General features: G+C 69.2%; 15 protein-coding genes. 9 read left to right on the forward strand and 6 right to left on the reverse strand.

Annotation, left to right across the window (positions count from 1 at the left end; translation table 11 throughout):
- Positions 1-18: 18 nt before the first annotated feature.
- Both KPB06_RS29205 and KPB06_RS29210 read right to left on the reverse strand, forming a co-directional pair.
- Positions 19-303, reverse strand: a complete 285-nt coding sequence (locus KPB06_RS29205; RefSeq protein WP_099317916.1) for a transcriptional regulator — start codon at positions 301-303, stop codon at positions 19-21.
- Positions 304-374: 71 nt separating this feature from the next.
- Entirely contained in the window at positions 375-1250 is an 876-nt protein-coding gene (locus KPB06_RS29210) for a LysR family transcriptional regulator (RefSeq protein WP_059585000.1), read from the reverse strand.
- 51 nt (positions 1251-1301) lie between these two features.
- On the opposite strand from KPB06_RS29210, the gene KPB06_RS29215 reads away from it, so the two are divergent.
- The 6 genes from KPB06_RS29215 (at position 1302) to KPB06_RS29240 (ending at position 5764) form a co-directional block, all read left to right on the forward strand.
- Entirely contained in the window at positions 1302-1580 is a 279-nt protein-coding gene (locus KPB06_RS29215) for a hypothetical protein (protein ID WP_099317549.1), read from the forward strand.
- Between the two features lie 207 nt (positions 1581-1787).
- Positions 1788-2870, forward strand: coding sequence for a serine hydrolase (locus KPB06_RS29220; RefSeq protein ID WP_099317550.1), 1083 nt, complete (start codon positions 1788-1790; stop codon positions 2868-2870).
- 44 nt (positions 2871-2914) lie between these two features.
- Positions 2915-3148: a DUF7661 family protein gene (locus KPB06_RS29225; protein WP_099317551.1), complete on the forward strand. Its 234-nt coding sequence runs from the start codon at positions 2915-2917 to the stop codon at positions 3146-3148.
- Positions 3149-3232: 84 nt separating this feature from the next.
- Positions 3233-3676 (forward strand): MarR family winged helix-turn-helix transcriptional regulator, encoded by a 444-nt coding sequence (locus tag KPB06_RS29230; protein ID WP_060968827.1) that lies wholly within the window; start codon positions 3233-3235, stop codon positions 3674-3676.
- 67 nt (positions 3677-3743) lie between these two features.
- The gene (locus KPB06_RS29235) at positions 3744-4307 is read left to right on the forward strand and encodes an isochorismatase family protein (protein ID WP_099317552.1); all 564 of its coding nucleotides are present in this window, start codon (positions 3744-3746) and stop codon (positions 4305-4307) included.
- Positions 4304-5764 carry a DHA2 family efflux MFS transporter permease subunit gene (locus tag KPB06_RS29240; RefSeq protein WP_099317553.1) on the forward strand — a complete coding sequence of 487 codons (1461 nt, stop codon included), beginning with the start codon at positions 4304-4306 and terminating at the stop codon, positions 5762-5764. Before KPB06_RS29235 ends, KPB06_RS29240 begins: the two co-directional genes overlap by 4 nt.
- A gap of 31 nt (positions 5765-5795) precedes the next feature.
- On the opposite strand, the gene KPB06_RS29245 is transcribed toward KPB06_RS29240, so the two are convergent.
- Positions 5796-6449, reverse strand: a complete 654-nt coding sequence (locus tag KPB06_RS29245) for a LysE family translocator (RefSeq protein ID WP_180278244.1) — start codon at positions 6447-6449, stop codon at positions 5796-5798.
- A 42-nt stretch (positions 6450-6491) separates the two neighbouring features.
- Here KPB06_RS29245 and KPB06_RS29250 point away from each other — a divergent pair, with 42 nt between their 5' ends.
- On the forward strand, positions 6492-7367 hold the full coding sequence (locus KPB06_RS29250) for a LysR substrate-binding domain-containing protein (protein ID WP_059584992.1): 876 nt from the start codon (positions 6492-6494) through the stop codon (positions 7365-7367).
- A gap of 49 nt (positions 7368-7416) precedes the next feature.
- Here KPB06_RS29250 and KPB06_RS29255 read toward each other — a convergent pair whose 3' ends face one another.
- Positions 7417-9135 (reverse strand): SulP family inorganic anion transporter, encoded by a 1719-nt coding sequence (locus KPB06_RS29255; RefSeq protein ID WP_059584991.1) that lies wholly within the window; start codon positions 9133-9135, stop codon positions 7417-7419.
- A 452-nt stretch (positions 9136-9587) separates the two neighbouring features.
- Between KPB06_RS29255 and KPB06_RS29260 the strand changes: the two genes are divergently transcribed.
- Entirely contained in the window at positions 9588-10829 is a 1242-nt protein-coding gene (locus tag KPB06_RS29260; protein ID WP_059584990.1) for a mechanosensitive ion channel family protein, read from the forward strand.
- Positions 10830-10865: 36 nt separating this feature from the next.
- Here KPB06_RS29260 and KPB06_RS29265 read toward each other — a convergent pair whose 3' ends face one another.
- The gene (locus tag KPB06_RS29265) at positions 10866-12287 is read right to left on the reverse strand and encodes an aminotransferase-like domain-containing protein (RefSeq protein ID WP_059584989.1); all 1422 of its coding nucleotides are present in this window, start codon (positions 12285-12287) and stop codon (positions 10866-10868) included.
- A gap of 153 nt (positions 12288-12440) precedes the next feature.
- Here KPB06_RS29265 and KPB06_RS29270 point away from each other — a divergent pair, with 153 nt between their 5' ends.
- Positions 12441-14765, forward strand: a complete 2325-nt coding sequence (locus KPB06_RS29270; RefSeq protein WP_059584988.1) for an FdhF/YdeP family oxidoreductase — start codon at positions 12441-12443, stop codon at positions 14763-14765.
- A 109-nt stretch (positions 14766-14874) separates the two neighbouring features.
- Here the strand turns inward: KPB06_RS29270 and KPB06_RS29275 are convergent, their stop codons facing one another.
- Complete coding sequence (locus KPB06_RS29275) at positions 14875-16923, reverse strand: FUSC family protein (RefSeq protein WP_275905791.1); 2049 nt, start codon at positions 16921-16923, stop codon at positions 14875-14877.
- Between the last annotated feature and the right edge of the window lie 8 nt (positions 16924-16931).

The raw sequence follows: 16931 nt of genomic DNA on the forward strand, positions 1-16931 counted from the left end.
CAGCGGCCCGTTTTTCATTCATTGGGCGTCGTTCGCGCCGAACAGTTGCACGCACACCGCGCGCCCTTCGTCGGTCAGCGCCGCGCTGCCGGTACCGTCCTCGTTCAACGTCGTCGCGCTCAGGCCCGCGGCGTCGAGCTGCGTCAGTACACGGCGCAGCGTGCTCATCGGCAGTTGCGTGCGCTTCGCGATCTTCGGCAACGACCAGGTCTTGCCGGCCGGATCGCTCGCGGCTTCGTTCAACGTCGCCAGCGTGGCAACGAGGGCGGGATCGAGCGGGGATTCGTCGGATTCTGAAGTCATCGGTTCGGGTTCGTCGGCCGGCGTCGGGCCGGCATGCATGGAGAAAACGATCGCGGACACTATACGCCGCGTCACGCGCCCTTGAGCGCCGCGCGCATGAACGACACGAAACGCGCGGTGACGGGATCGTCGCGCTCGGACCGCCATGCGAGCCCCACGCGCCACTTCGCGTCCCGGCCGTCGAGCGGCAGCACCGTCGCGTCGCGCAAAAGATACCGCGCACTGGACGGGATGAACGCGACGCCGACGCCGGCCGCGACAGACGTCAGCACCGACTGCACGTCTTCCGCCTGCTGCATCACGTGCGGCACGAAGCGGCGCTCGACGCACCACCGGTCGATCTGCGCGGCCAGCCCCGGGCCGCGCGCACGCTGCAGCGCGATGAAGCCGATTTCATTGAGCACGTCGAGGTTGGCCGGCACGCGCTTGAAGCCGAGATGCGGCGGCACCGCGAGCGCGAGCGCTTCGTCGGTCACCTTGAACGACGACAAGCCTTCGTCGGAAGGCAGGCGCAGGAAACCGGCGTCGAGCTTGCCGGCGCGCAGCCGGCGCGTCTGTTCGGACGACGACAGGTCGCTCAGCGTCACCGCGATACCCGGATTGCAGCGACGGAACTCGGCGATCAGTTTCGGCACGAGCGTCAGCACCGACAGGCAGATGCCGAGCCGCAAATGTCCGCGCTGCCCGCTCGTCGCTTCCCGCGCACGCGCCAGGATTTCGTCGGCATCGCGCACGAGCGCCTGCGCGTCGGGCAGGAACCGTTCGCCGAACGGCGTGAGTTCCGCGCCATGCCGGCCGCGCTCGAACAGCTTGCCGCCGAGGCTCGCCTCGAGTGCGCCGATCTGCTTGCTGAGCGCGGGCTGGCTCATGTGCAGTGCATCGGCCGCACGGCTGAAATGGCACAGCTCGGTGACCGTCAGGAACGTGCGCAGCAGTTTCAGTTCCATTCTTTCGTGGAATCATAACGATTGAAATATTCATTTTACCGATCGAACGCAATGGCGTTCAATACGGACATGCCCTTCCCGGAACCCACTTTCATGTCCGTCGATCAAGCTGCCGACTGCGTAGCCGAGCCACCATGCGATGTCGCGGACGCAAACGCATGCGTCGTCACCGCCGATACGCGCGCACCGAAACGTCGTACCGAACGCACCGACGGGCGCAGCCGCCGCTTTCGCTTCGGCGATGCGCTGGACGACACGCCGCCGCGCGCGGTGACGGGTTCGATCGCGGTCAGTTTCGCGGTCGTATCGCGGCGAAACTGGCCGCGCTGACCCGCACATCTGCTCGCCTTCTGTTCGCGTTCTGTCCCACGCGCATCGCTGCCCGACAATTCGAAAACGATCGGAATCCTCCCGTATCGCGCGTCATTGCGCGTCATCGAATCGTCATCGCTCCGCGATCGACCGTATAATTTCCCGCACCCGCCGACCGCCCATGCATCCGCGCAGCCGCATCGCGCGTGAAAAGGAGACTTTCGCTTGACCGGCCTCATCGCGCGCGTGCCTCGCGCCCGGATCACCCTGATCCTCGCCCTGTCGTTCCTGCTGCTCGCATTCGCCACGAATGCGTCCGCGCAGCGCGTGCAGCCGCATCGCACCGCCCATGCGCAGCCGCATGCACACACGAAGGTCGTCAAGAAGCAACCCCATCGCAAGAAAAAGGCCGTCAAGCATCGCCGCTCGCGCGTGACGCATCAGGCGGCCAAACGCCACGCGGCACCCGCGCCGCAGCAGCGGCGCGCGAAACGCACGACCGCCGTGCGGCCGCGCCCGGCCGCGAAACCGACATTGCTCGCCAGCTGCGGCTACACCCCGCGCGCGGTCGGGACGCTGCATTCCCGCGCGGCCTACGTGCTCGACGTCGATTCCGGCACGCCGCTGCTGGCGCGCAACGCACGCACCGTGCGGCCGATCGCGTCGATCTCGAAACTGATGACGGCGGTCGTCGCGCGCGACGCCGATCGGCCGCTGAACGGCGTGCTGCGCGTGACCGCACGCGACCGCGACACGATCAAGTTCACCGGTTCGCGCCTGCAGGTCGGCTCGGAACTGTCGCGCCGCGAGATGTTCCATATCGCGCTGATGTCGTCGGAGAACCGCGCGGCCGCCGCGCTGAGCCGCGACTACCCGGGCGGGCGCGCGGCGTTCGTCAAGGCGATGAACCGGAAAGCGCGCCAGCTCGGCATGCGGCATACGCACTTCCGCGAGCCGACCGGCCTGTCGCCGCACAACGTGTCGACGGCGGAAGACCTCGCGCGGCTCGTCGGCGCGGCCGCGCGGGATCCGCTGATCCGCTATTTCTCGACCGATCTGTCGACCACCGTGCGCCCCGGCGACGGCGAACTCGTGTACGTGAATTCCGACCCGCTCGTGCGCTACCGCCGCCTGCCGATCCGGCTGCAGAAAACCGGCTTCATCAACGAATCGGGGCACGGGGTCGTGATGCGCATGCGCGTGAAAGGCCGCCGCGAAACGGTCGTGCTGCTCGGCGCACCGACGCGTGCCGGCGTTTCGAGCGACGCAATCAGGATCCATCGCTGGCTGTCCTGTTCGATCCAGTAAACGCGTACGGGCAGCCGGCGCGTTCACGCCACGGGAGCGACGCCATGCAGCACGAATACCGCTTCAACGCATTCGGCCGGCTGCTCGCCGTCGTGCGCACGGACGGCCGCTGGGCCGTATTCGATCTCGGCGCCGAAGGCAAACGGCGCCCGGCCAATCTGCAGATTCCATCCGCGCTCGCCGCGGACGAACTCGGCCAGTACCTCGGCGATCTGCTGCACGAAAACGCGACCCCGCGATACAGCGAAGTCGTACGGGTCGTGCATCGGCGCATGTAATCGCGTGCTGCCGGTGCCGCCGGCCGGCGATCAATTCGACAGCTAAACTTGCAAGTTTAGCTGTCGTGTTCTAAGATTCGCCGCATGAACCCGCCACGCAAACCCGGCGTTTCCGCCGAAACCGTCGCCGCCGACCTTACCCTCGCGGTCGGCCAGCTCATCCGCCGGCTGCGCTCCGAGGTCGATTCCGCAGGGCTCGGCATGTCGCAGACGAGCGCGCTCGCGCGGCTCGATCGGCACGGGCCGATGACGACCGCCGATCTCGCGCGCGCCGAAGCGATGAAGCCGCAGTCGATGAAGGCGATCCTCGCGAGCCTCGAGGAAGACGCGCTCGTCGAGCGCGAACCGCATCCGACCGACGGCCGCCAGATCCTGTTCAAACTCACCGCGGCCGGCCTCGACGCGCGGCGCAAGCGCAATGCCGCGAAACACAGGTGGCTCGGCGCGGCGATCGAACAACTCGATCCGCAAGACATCGACACGCTCGCGGCGGCCATCCCGCTGATCCGCCGCATCGGTGAGCAATGAACCCGGCCGGTGCGCCGCTCGGCAGGCGCGCGCCCGGCTTTCTTCGCCCTTTCCCCGGAGCCCCATCATGAGCGCAACCCGTCTCGACACGAACACGGCGCTGGTCGTCATCGACCTGCAGAAAGGCATCGTCGCCCTCCCCACCGCGCATCCGGTCGCACCGGTGATCGCGCACGCCCGCGAACTGCTCGACGCATTCCGCAGCCGTGGCCTGCCGGTCGTACTGGTCAACGTCGCGGGCGGCGCGCCGGGCCGCACCGAGCAACCGCCGCGCACGGCGCAACTTCCCGCCGACTGGACCGAACTCGTACCCGAACTGAACCGCCAGCCAGGCGACCACGTGGTGACGAAGCACACCTGGGGCGCCTTCACCGGCACCGGTCTCGACGCGCATCTGAAGGCAGCCGGCGTCACGCAGATCGTGCTGGCCGGCGTCGCGACGAGCATCGGCGTCGAATCGACCGCGCGGCAGGCGCACGAACTCGGCTATCACGTGACGCTCGCCGTCGACGCGATGACCGACCTCAATGCCGACGCGCACGTCAACAGCGTCGAGCGGCTGTTCCCGCGCCTCGGCGAGACGGGCACGACGCAGGACATCGTCGCGCTGCTCGACCGGCGCGGCGCGTGAGCGCCCCACGCATCCAGCCGGCGCCGGGCCATGCGTCCGGCCGGCTCGATCCGTCGATCTGGAAAGTCAGCGCGGTCGCGACGCTCGGTTCGCTGCTGTCGCAACTCGATGCGACGATCGTCAACGTGTCGCTGTCGAGCCTCGCGACCGACCTGCATGCGAGCCTGTCGACGATCCAGTGGGTGACGAGCAGCTACCTGCTCGCGCTGACGCTGGTGCTGCCGCTGAGCGGCTGGCTCGTCGATCGCATCGGCGTGAAGGCGCTGTACCTGTGGTGCTTCTCGGCGTTCACGCTGACGTCGGCGCTGTGCGGGCTCGCGTGGTCCGCGCCGTCGCTGATCGCGTTTCGCGTGCTGCAAGGCGTCAGCGGCGGCTTGCTCGCGCCGATGGCGCAGATGATGATCGCGCGCGTCGCCGGCCAGCAGATGGCGCGCGTGATCGGCTACGCGGCGGTGCCGGTGCTGCTCGCGCCGATCCTCGGCCCGGTCGTGGCCGGCGCGATCCTGCAACACACGTCGTGGCGCTGGCTGTTTCTGGTGAACCTGCCCGTCGGCGCGCTCGCGCTCGCGCTGGCGGTACGGTTCCTGCCCGGCGACCGGGACGATGCGCCGCGGCGCGAACTCGACTGGATCGGCCTCGCGTTGCTGTCGCCGGGCCTCGTGTTGTTCCTGTACGGCGTCGAGCGGATCGGCGCGATGAGCGGCATCGCGGCGGTCGCAGGCTCGGCGCTCTTGCTCGTCGCGTTCGTGCGCTTCGAGCGCCGCCGGGGCGAGCGTGCGCTGATCGATCTCGCGCTGTTTCGCTCGCGCGTGTTCGGGGCGGCGGCCGGCACGCAGTTCCTGTCGAACGGTGCGCTGTATGCAGGCCAGATGCTGATCCCCGTATTCCTGATCCAGGCGTGTGGGCGCTCGCCGGGCGAGATGGGCTGGCTGCTCGCGCCGCTCGGGCTCGGCATGCTCGTCACCTATCCGTCGATGGGCGCGCTGACGAGCCGGTTCGGCGTACGCCGGCTCGCCGCCGGCGGTGCCTTGCTCGCACTCGCCGCCACGCTGCCGTTCGTGTTCCTCGCGCTGACCGGCTACGATCCGCTCGTGCTCGTACCGGCGCTGTTTCTGCGCGGCATGGGCCAGAGTGCGATCGGCGCACCGTCGATCGCCGCCGCGTATGCGTCGGTCGAGCGCCGCAACCTGCCGATGGCAACCACGTCGCTCAATATCGTGCAGCGGCTCGGCGGCCCGACGTTCACGACGCTATGCACGCTGTTTCTCGCGTGGCGGCTGCAGGCCGAATCGGTCGCGGCGGGCGGCACGCAGGGCGTCGCGTATGCGTGGGCGTTCGGCCTGCTGTGCGCGCTGCACGCGGCGAGCTTCGTGACGACGCTGCGGCTGCCGTTGCGCTCGGCCGGTGCAGGCGCCGGCGACCGACGGGCCGGCAACGCACCGGCCGGTTCGCGCTGAACACGGGCCGCGCCGCGTGCGCGGCCTTCCGCTACGGCAGCCACATCGGCACGATCGACGCCGCGAGCAGCACGCCGAGCCCCGCATTCAGGCAACGCCACTGCCGCTCCGTGCGCAACACGCGCGCGAACAGCAGCCCGGCGAAACACCACAGCGACAGCGACGCCATCGCGGCCACGCCGAATGCAAAGCCGAGCAGCACGCCGAGCCGCGCCGGCCCCGACGCGAGCGCCGCGAACGACGCGGCCGCGCCGAGCGTCATCGCCCAGCCTTTCGGGTTGTGCCACAGCATCCACACGCCGCTGACGAACCCCTGCGGCCGGTGCACGTCGACATCGAGCCGCGGCTTGCCGCCACGTCCGATGCGCACGGCGAGCCACATCAGGTACGCCGAACCGGCCGCCCTCATCGCGAGCTGCAACGCGGGCAGCGCGAGCAGCACACTGCCGAGCCCGGCGGCGGCCGCCGCCGCCATCGACGCGAGGCCCGCGGCGATGCCCGCCATCAGCGGCAGCGAACGCCGATAGCCGAAATGGGCGCCCGATGCGGTCGCGAGCGTCGTCGCGCCGCCCGGCGTCACGGTGGACACGATCACGAACAGCACCAGCGGCAGATAGTCGTGAAGCGGCACGAAGGCTCCCGGTCGTCGTTGCTGAAGCCTCGTTTTTACCTGCGATTCCTCCATTACGACAGCGAAAGCTTTTTATGCCTTGCATTAGCATTCATAATGCGACGCATGGCACGCAATCTCGACCTCGCGCTGCTGCGCGCATTCGTCTCGGTGGCCGATCATCGCAGCATGACGGCGGCCGGCCACGCGCTGCACCTGACGCAGGGCGCGATCAGCCAGCAGGTCGCGCGGCTCGAAATGCTGTCGGGCCCGCTGTTCGTCCGCGAGCATCGCAATCTGCTGCTGACGGCCGCCGGCGAGCGGCTGCTCGAACAGGCGCGCCGGCTGCTCGCCGTCCACGATGCGCTGCTCGCCGACCTGAGCGCCGGTGCGGTGGAAGGCGCGGTGCGTCTCGGTGCGCCGCAGGACCTGGTCGGCACCTGTCTCGCGCCGATCCTGAGAAGCTATGCCCACGCGCATCCGCAGGTCGCGCTCACGCTCGTGTGCGCGGCATCGCCGGAGCTGCGGCGCGGGCTCACGCACGGTGACCTCGACGTCGCGCTGATCGAGGCGCCGGTCGGATCGTCGCGCGGCGAGTGCATCGCCGTCGACCGGCTGGTGTGGGTCGGCGCGAAAGGCGGCACCGCGCACCGGCACTCGCCGCTGCCGGTATCGATGGTCGCGCAGACCTGCGCATTCCGCCCGACGGTGCTCGATGCACTGCGCGGCTGCGATCGCCCGTGGCGCACCGTGTTCGAGAACGGCAGCTTCGATGCCACGGCCGCGACCGTGCGCGCCGATCTGGCCGTGACCGTCTGGCTCGCGTCCACCGTGCCGCCCGATCTCGACATCCTGCCGGCCGGCAGCGGCCTGCCCGCCCTGCCGAATTTCTCGATCAACCTGCACGTGCCGCGCGGCCAGCACACACCGGCCGCGACGGAACTGGCCCGCTGCCTGCGCAACGGTTTCGCACGCCTGCGCGCGCTCGCGTAGCGCCGCGGCGCCAGGGCCTGTCCATGCCAATGACAGGCTTGCGCAGGCCCTACACCGTGCCCGGCTCCTGCGACGCGGGCGTCGTGCCCGCCGCCTCCAGCGCCTGATGCAGCGTGGCAAAGATGCACGACGCGCCGACCACGTCGGTGATCCCGTGACGATCCATGTCAGCGCGCAGATAGCGGCTCACGCGCCCGAACAGCACGCCGACGCCGCGCGCATGCAGCGCCCGGACGAGATCGATCAAGGTCCGCGCGGCCGAATAGTCGATATCGGTGATCGCGCCCGCATCGACGACGAACCAGCGCGGCGGCACCGGCGCCGCGTCGACGAGCGCGGTCACTTCGGCAGCGAACAAGTGATCGTTCGCGAAGAACAGGTCGGAGCCGAACCGGTAGACGATCAGCCCGGGCGCCGTCATCGCGCCGCGCCGTGCGGGCACCGGCTGCCACCGCCCGTTGCCGGCGACGGGTTCGAGCACCATCGTGTGCGGCTGGTAGCTGTGACGCACGTGCCGCATCAGCGACAACGCGACGGCCAGCAGGATGCCCTGCTCGACGCCGACCGTCACGACGGCCGCGGCCGTGATCAGCGCGAGCGTGAATTCGCCGGGACTTTCCTGGCGGATCGCCTCGAGGCTGCGCACGTTGATCAGCCCGAGCGCGATCGTAAAGACGATGCCCGCCAGCACCGCGTGCGGCAGGTACTGCAGCGTCGGGCTGAAGAACAGCAGCACGACGGCGACGACCGCGGCGAACGCGAGATGCCCGATCTGGCTGCGCACGCCCGCGCCGTCGGCCATCGCCGTCTGCGTCGGGCTGCCGTTGACGACGAACGCACCGCCGAGCGCCGCCGCCGCGTTCGCGGCCGCGAGCCCGAGGATGTCGGCATTGGTGTCGACGGCCTCGCCATACTGCTGCGCGAACGCGCGCGCGGCGGCCGCGCTCTGCGCGATGATCATCACGAAGCACGAAGCGGCGACCGGCACGAGATCGAGGCACTGTTGCCATGTGACGGACGGCCAGCGCAGCGGCGGCAGCCCGCCCGCCACGGGCCCGAGCACCGCGATGCCGTGCGCGGCGAAGCCGAACGCGGCGCTCGCGGCGATGCTGCCGGCGACCGCGATCATCGGCATCGGCACGCGCGGCAGGAACCGCTTGCACGCGAGAATCGCAGCGACGACGAGCGCCGCGAGCGCGAGCGTCGGCCGGTGCGCGTGAACGAGGTGCGTGACGACGTAGTGGAGTTGCGCGAGGCTGCGCGACGCCGGGTACGGCACGGACAGGCCGAGCATGTCGCCGAGCATCGCGATCGACACCTGCACGCCGACGCCGGCGAGGAAGCCGACCAGGACCGTGCGCGACAGGAAATCGGCGAGGAAGCCGAGCTTGAAGATGCGCGCGAGCAGCAGCATCGCGGCGGTCAGCAACGCGACCATGCCGGCCAGCGCCGCATAGTCGGCGCTGCCGGCCGGCGCCATCGACGACAGCCGGCTCGCGAAAATCGTCGCGGTCGCGGAATCGGCGGCGACCACGAGATGGCGCGACGCGCCGAAGCACGCGAACGCAACGAGCGGCAGGAACACCGTATAGAGCCCCGTGACGGCCGGCATGCCGGCGATGCGCGCGTAGCCGAGCACCTGCGGGATGTCCATCGACGCGAGCGACATGCCCGCGAAGATGTCGCGGATGGCGCCCCCGCGACGGACCGGGAGGATGCCTTTCAGCAGCCGCACGCGCGACGGACGGCTTTCGTTGGAATCTTGCATGCGTGAAATGCGTCAGGTCGAAGTGACGGGAGCCACGAACGGGTGCGCGACGGTGTTGCCTGTCGCTCACCGTCGCCGGACGGACTGCGCGCCAATGCGAACGGCATGCCGGCAGCGCCTGCGACGTTCGCATGATTGCATGGATCGCCCATCGAGCGCATCGACGCGCGAAGGCCTGCGTCATGACGTCCAGCCGATCGCCCTCCTGCGTCCGCCATGCCGGGCAAGCGGCTCGCACGTCAGCGTGCGGTGATGCGGATTGCCTCTTCCTTCACGTCGATGCAGAGGATACCTGTGCAATGGTGAGCCGATACGGGAGCCGCTCGACATGTATTTGCGATACGCATCCGGAACCCGATGGCACAATCACGGTCCCTTTCATATGCCCTTCACCGGGCGCGCGCCGCGTCGCGGCGCCGATTCAACGCACAAGAAGGACCCAGCCTGCCCCTATGCCCCTGAACGAATCCTGGTTGACGCCGCTCGTCGGCATCGTCGTCCTGCTCGCCGCCGCCGGTGCAATCACCGCCGTCGTCCATTTCCTGCTGTTTCGCGTGGTCGCGCGGCTCGCGCGGCTGTCCGCCACGCGCGTCGACGACGCGCTGTTCGAATTCGGTGCCTTCAAATGGTTGAACCGCATCGTCCCGTTCGTCGTGATCAAGCTCGGGCTCGGCGCGGTGCCCGGCGTTCCCGGCTTCGTCGTGCAGGTCGTCGACAAGGTGCTGTTCGCGTTGATCGTGTTCCTCGTGACGATGACCATCAGCGCGACGCTGTCCGCACTCGAACATACGCACCGCACGTCCCGACGCGACCAGCCGCGGCTGTCGCTGAAAGGCGCGATGCAGCTCGTCAAGCTCGTGATGTTCATCACGGCCGCGCTCGTCGTGATCGGCGACGCGACCGGCAAGCAGATCGGCCTGCTGCTGTCCGGCATCGGCGCGATGTCCGCGGTGCTGATGCTGATCTTCAAGGACACGCTGCTCGGCCTCGTCGCCGGCGTGCAACTGTCGTCGAACGACATGCTGCGGATCGGCGACTGGATCACGATGCCGTCGGCCGGCGCGGACGGCACGGTCATCGACATCACGCTGAACACCGTCAAGGTCGCGAACTTCGATCACACGATCATCACGGTGCCGACCTGGAAACTGATCACCGAGAGCTACCAGAACTGGCGCGGGATGACCGAAGCGGGCGGTCGCCGCATCAAGCGCGCGTTGTTCGTCGATGCGACGAGCGTGCGCTTTCTCACGAACGACGAGATCGAACGGCTCGAACGCCTGACGCTGCTGAAGGACTATCTGGCGGACAAGGTCGATGCGATCGAGCAATGGAACGGCACGCTCGGCGCGGCCGGCGAGTGCCCGGCGAACCGCCGCCAGCTGACGAATCTCGGCACGTTCCGCGCATACGTCGCGAACTACCTGAAGGGCCATCCGCGCATCCGCCGCGACATGATGAACATGGCGCGACAGTTGCCGCTCACGGCCGAAGGCATCCCGCTCGAGCTGTACTGCTTCACCGATACGACGACATGGGTCGACTACGAGACCATCCAGGCCGACCTGTTCGACCACCTGATCGCGGTGCTGCCCGAGTTCGGGCTGCGCGTGTATCAGCATCCGTCGGGCTTCGACATGCGGCAGATGGTCGACGCCGCGCAAGCCGGGCCGCACACGCGGCGCGCGGCCTGATACCGGCCGCGGCGGCCGGCCGCCGCGCGGCAACGCTCAGCGCGCCGCGCACTCCGACGCGAGCCGCCCCAGCACCTTCAGCGCGTCCTCGATCTGCCGCGACCACGGGTAGCTGTAGTTGAGCCGGATGAAGTGCCGGTAATCGGTGCCGGCCGAGAACATGTGCCCGGGCCCGACCGTGATCCGCTGCGCGAGCGCGAGCGTGTACAGCTTCATTGCATCGACCCGCGGCGGCAGCTCGACCCACAGCACGTACCCGCCCTGCGGCTGCGACAGCCGCGTGCCTTCGGGGAAGAAACGCCGCACCATCGCGCTCATCAGGCTTGCCTGCTGCGCATACTGCTTGCGCATGCGCCGTAGATGAAAATCGTAGCCGTCGTGTTTCAGGTACTCGGCGATCGCGAGCTGCTCGATCGCGGGCGTCGCGAGCGTGTTCAGGAATTTCAGCTTCTCGACCTGGTCGCGGTAACGGCCCGGCATCGCCCAGCCGATCCGGTAGCGCGGCGACAGGCTCTTCGTGAACGACGCGCAATGCAGCACGAGCCCGTCGCGATCGAACGACTTCAGCGCGCTCGGCGCCGTGTCGCCGAAGTGCAGCTCGTGATAGACGTCGCTCTCGATCGCCGGCACGTCGTGCTTCGCGAGCAGCTCGACGAGCGCGCGCTTGCGCGCATCGGGCATCTGGAAGCCGAGCGGATTCTGGAAATTGGGCATCACCATGCATGCGGCGATGCGCTCGCGCGCGAGGACCCGCTCCAGCGCGTCGAGATCGATGCCGTCGCCCGGGTGCGTCGCGACTTCCAGCGCGCGCATGCCCATCCGCTCGATCGCGTGCAGCATCGCGTAGAACGTCGGCGACTCCACCGCGATCGTGTCGCCCGGCTTCGCGACCGCCTGCAGGCACAGGTTGATCGCCTCGGTCGCGCCGATCGTCATCACGATCTCGCCCGGCTCGACCGCGACCCCGCGCTCCGCATAGCGCCGCGCGATCTGGCGAATCAGTTCCTGGTTGCCCGGCGGCAGATCGTCGATCACGCCCCAGCGCGTGCGGCGCCGCCCGATCGCCTGCGCATAGCGCGCGAGGCGCTGCACCGGAAATTGCGACGCGTCGGGGTACGGCGAGCCGAGCGGCACCGCGTCGTCGCGCGCGATCGAGCGCAGCGTCGACAGCACGAGCCGGCTCACGTCCACGGCCGACGGCTCGGCGGCCGGCGCGGAAACATGCAGCTCGGCCTCGGCCGGCGCCGCCGTGCGCGCCCGTACGAAATAGCCCGACTGCGGCCGGCTCTCGATCAGGCCGCGGCTTTCCAGCACGAGGTACGCGCGCAGCACGGTCGTGACGCTGAGCTGCTGCTGCCGGCTCGCGTGCCGCACCGACGGAATCCGCTCGCCGGGCCGGTACACGCCCCGCTCGATCTGCGCCTGGAGATCGTCGGCCAGTTGTTCGTAACGCTTCACGCGCCTCCCTTTCAACTTCCCTTCAGCAACACAGTTGCGATCCGCACGGGATGAATGGCCGAAACTGTACTCTTTTTTGAAGTGAACAGGTGTACACACAGCCGCACGGGCGCCGCGCGTACTCTGCACGCATCGACCCCGACACCCGGCATCATGAAAAAGAAATCTGCCACCGCGCGCATCGAACCGTACACCCACCCGGCCGCCGGCTGGGGCGCGCTGAAAGCCGTCACGATCAACCTGATCAAGGAAAAGGTCGCCGGCGGCAACTACCGTACGCTGCTGCGCCAGAACCAGCCGGACGGCTTCGACTGCCCGGGCTGTGCGTGGCCGGACCGCCAGCACGCATCGACGTTCGAATTCTGCGAGAACGGCGTGAAGGCCGTGGCCGCGGAAGCGACGAGCAAGCGCGTGACGCCCGAATTCTTCGCCGCGCACACGGTGACCGAACTGCTCGAACAGTCGGATTTCGAGCTGGAGCAGCACGGCCGGCTCACCGACCCGATGGTGTACGACGCGCGGACCGATCGCTACGTGCCGATCGCGTGGGACGATGCGTTCGCGCTGATCGCGCGCCATCTGCGCGCGCTGCCCGACCCGAACCAGGCCGCGTTCTACACGTCCGGCCGCGCAAGCAACGAAGCCGCGTTCCTCTATCAATTGTTCGTGCGGCTGTACGGCACGAACAACTTCCCCGACTGCTCGAACATGTGCCACGAGGCGACGAGCCGCGGGCTGCCGGCGTCGGTCGGCGTCGGCAAGGGCACGGTCACGCTCGACGATTTCGAGCATGCGGACATGCTGCTGATCTTCGGCCAGAACCCCGCGACCAATCACCCGCGGATGATGGGCGAGCTGCGCGAGTGCGCGAAGCGCGGCGCGACGATCGTGTCGATCAACCCGCTGAAGGAGCGCGGCCTCGAACGCTTCGCCGATCCGCAAAGCCCGCTCGAGATGCTGACGATGTCGGGCACGAAGATCGCGTCGACGTTCATCCAGCCGACGATCGGCGGCGATTTCGCGCTGATCAAGGGGATGGCCAAGCGCGTGCTCGAACTCGACGACGCCGCGCGCGCCGCCGGGGCGCCGCGCGTCGTCGACACCGCGTTCATCGGCGAGCACACGGCGGGCTTCGACGCGTTCGCCGACGATCTGCGCGCCGAAAGCTGGGCCGCGCTGACCGCCGAAAGCGGCGTGCCGTACGAGCAGATCGATGCGCTCGCGCAGCGCTACGCGCGCAGCGAACGCGTGATCGCGACGTGGGGGATGGGCATCACGCAGCACAAGCATTCGGTCGCGACGGTGCAGATGCTGACCAACCTGATGCTGATGCGCGGCAACATCGGCCGCCCCGGCGCCGGCCTGTGCCCGGTGCGCGGCCACTCGAACGTGCAGGGCAACCGCACGGTCGGCATCGAGGAAAAACCGTCGCAGGCGTTCCTCGACCGGCTCGGCCACGTGTTCGGTTTCGAACCGCCGCGCCATCACGGCTACGACGTCGTCGAAACGATCGAAGGCATGCTCGACGGCCGCGTGAAGGTGCTGATCGGCCTCGGCGGCAACTTCGCGATGGCGACGCCCGACACGCCGCGCACGTGGGAAGGCATGCGCCGCTGCGAACTGTCCGTGCACATCACGACCAAGCTGAACCGCAGCCATCTGATCCACGGCCGCGACGCGCTGATCCTGCCGACGCTCGGCCGCACCGAGATCGACCTGCAGGACAACGTCGCGCAGGGCGTGACGGTCGAGGATTCGATGAGCATGGTCCACGTGTCGTACGGGATGAACAAGCCGGCGTCGCCGAACCTGATGTCGGAGCCCGCGATCGTCGCGCACATGGCGCACGCGCTGTTCGGCAGCGACAAGATCGACTGGCTCGCGTACAAGGACGACTACGCGAAGATCCGCGACGCGATCGAGGCGACGCTCGACGGCTTCTACGACTACAACACGCGCATCGCGCGGCCGGGCGGCTTCCACCTGCGCGTGGCGTCGCGCGACCGCGAATGGCTGACGCCGACGGGCAAGGCGAACTTCATCGCGCATGCACTGCCGACCGACACGCCGATCCAGCGCGCCCGCGCGCTGCACGGCAAGCGGCTGATGACGCTGATGACGACGCGCTCGCACGATCAATACAACACGACCGTCTACGGGCTCGACGACCGCTACCGCGGCGTGTTCGGCCAGCGCCGCGTGGTGTTCGTCAACCGCGACGATCTCGCGATGCTGGGCCTTGCGGCCGGCGACTGGGTCGACATGGAAACCGTGTGGCACGACGGCATCGAGCGCCGCGCGAACGGCTTCCTGCTCGTCGAGTACGACATCCCGCGCGGCTGCATCGGCGCGTACTACCCGGAAACCAACCCGCTCGTGCCGCTCGACAGCGTCGGCGACGTGTGCAACACGCCGACGTCGAAGTCGCTGCCCGTGCTGCTGCATCGCGCGGCCGCGCCGGCCTCGATCGCCGCCTGACGGAGCGCGGCGAAGATCGTTCGTCCGCGCGCGCACCGGCTGCGGAGGCTGCCTGCCCCGAACCGCGAGCCGCTGCCGGCGGAGGCGACGCCCGACCCGCCCTGCCGCGTCACCTGACCCACCCCGCCCAATCGCGACGGCCACGCAGGAAGCCGCCATGCTCGGCGGCCGCGTCCGCGATCCGATGCAGCAGGACCACGCCGCTCAGCAACGCATGCGCGGCGTCGCCGTCGCGCGCGGCCACGCGACGCCGCAACACGCGGGCCGCTGCGGCGCACGTGTGTTCGAGCCGCGCGAAATCCGCCTGAACGATGCGCCCCCGCACCACCGCTGCCGCACGGCGCACGGCCGGTTCGTGCGTGGCCAGTTCGGCGAGCGACAGCAGGCTGTCGCCGAGTCCCCAGATCGCGAGCAGATCGCGCATGTCGCGCTCGATCAGCGTCTGCGGCAGGCTGCCCGCGAAGCCGAGCTCGCGCGCGAGACGGTCGGCCGTGCGGCTCAACCATGCACTCGCGGGCCACGCACGCGGATCGCGCGCGATCCCGGCCAGATCGCGGCGCACCGCGCGATGCAGGCGGCGCCGGCTGGTGCCGGGATCGCCGGGAAACACCAGCGCGAAGATCAGCGCGCCGAACGCGATACCGAGCAGCGTCGCGAGCGCGCTGTTCAGGAACGCGGTATCGCCGATGCGCGTCGTGTTGTCCGGCGACGTGAAATTCCAGAAGAAGATCGAGAACGCGCTGCCCATCGCCGCCGTGCGCGGATGGCGCATCGCGATCCCGGTGCCGATCAGGAATACGCCGAGGATGTAGGCGAGCATCTCGAAGCCCGACACCGCAGGCAGCAGCGCGAAGTTGCAGACGACGCCCGCGACCGCCGCGCATGCGGTGCCTTTCAGGAAACCGACGATCGCCCGCACCGAATTGGGACGTGTCGAGAACAGTGCGCTCACCACGGCCGTGATCGTGACGAACCCGCCCCCCGCCGGCCACGCGGTGAAGATCCAGATCGCCGACGCCGCCAGCACCGCGATGAACGCACGAACGCCGTTGTGGCACGCGAGCACCGGATCGCGGTGGAACGCATAGCGCACGCGTGCGGGCGGCGGCACCGGACGGTCGAGCAATGCCTGGCTCGCGAATGCGCGGCCGAAACCGCCGAGCAGCGCCGACAGCCGGTCGAGCGTGAGCAGGCGCGACGTGTCCGTGCCGGCCGGCACGGCCGCTTCGACACGCAACGCGTCGTCCACGCGCGCGCGTAGCGCCACTATCTCGTTCCCCGAGTCGCCCGACACGGCGACCCGGTCGAGCACGCTTGCCGCCTCGTCGACGAGCGGTTCCGGCGCGTCGCCGCTGCGCGCCGCATGCTCGCGGATCGCCTGCCCGGCGGCCTGCGCGGCGAGCACGCCCAGCGCCGCCACGCGCAGATGGCCGATCATGTTACGCACGGGCGGTGCGCCAGCCGCCGCATATTCGGCTGCCGTATCGAGTTCGAGCGCGTCCGCGAACAGCCGGTGGACGGCCGCGTCGTTCGGCTCGCGGCGCAGCGCGCCCGCGCCGACCGCCGCCGCGCGGTCGAGATAGCGCGCGAGCCGCGTGCGGACCTCCTTCAGCGGCGCGCCCGGCGCGAAGACCGTTTCAAACAGCGCACCGCACAGAATGCCGACCACCACGTACAGAAACCGCGCGACCGCGATGTCGAACGCATGCAGCGGCGCGGATACCGCGTCCATCGCGACGATCGCGGCCGTATAGCCCGCGAGCACCGCCGCATACGCACGAAAATTCCGCTGGAACGTCGCGATGCCCGCGCACAGGCCGATCCACGCGGCGAGCGCGGGCAGGAACAATTGCGGCGTCTGCGCGAATGCGCTGGTCAGCGCGAGCGCCACGGCCGCACCGATCGCGGTGCCGAGAATCCGGTACTGGCTCTTCGACAGCCCCATCCCGCGGCTGCCCTGCGCGACGATCCACACGGTCGACGCGGCCCAGATCGGGTCGTCGAGATTCATGCGGAACGCGATATGGAGCGCGAGCAACGACGCGGCGGTATTGCGCAATGCGAAGCCGAGCGCGCCCGGCGGCAAGGTGGGCCACGCATCGCGCAGCGCGGCGCGGATGGCCGCAATCGGCGGCAGGCCGGGGACGGAAAATTTCATGCGTCGAG

It is taken from the genome of Burkholderia semiarida, assembly GCF_029268935.1.
GTDB lineage: Bacteria > Pseudomonadota > Gammaproteobacteria > Burkholderiales > Burkholderiaceae > Burkholderia > Burkholderia semiarida.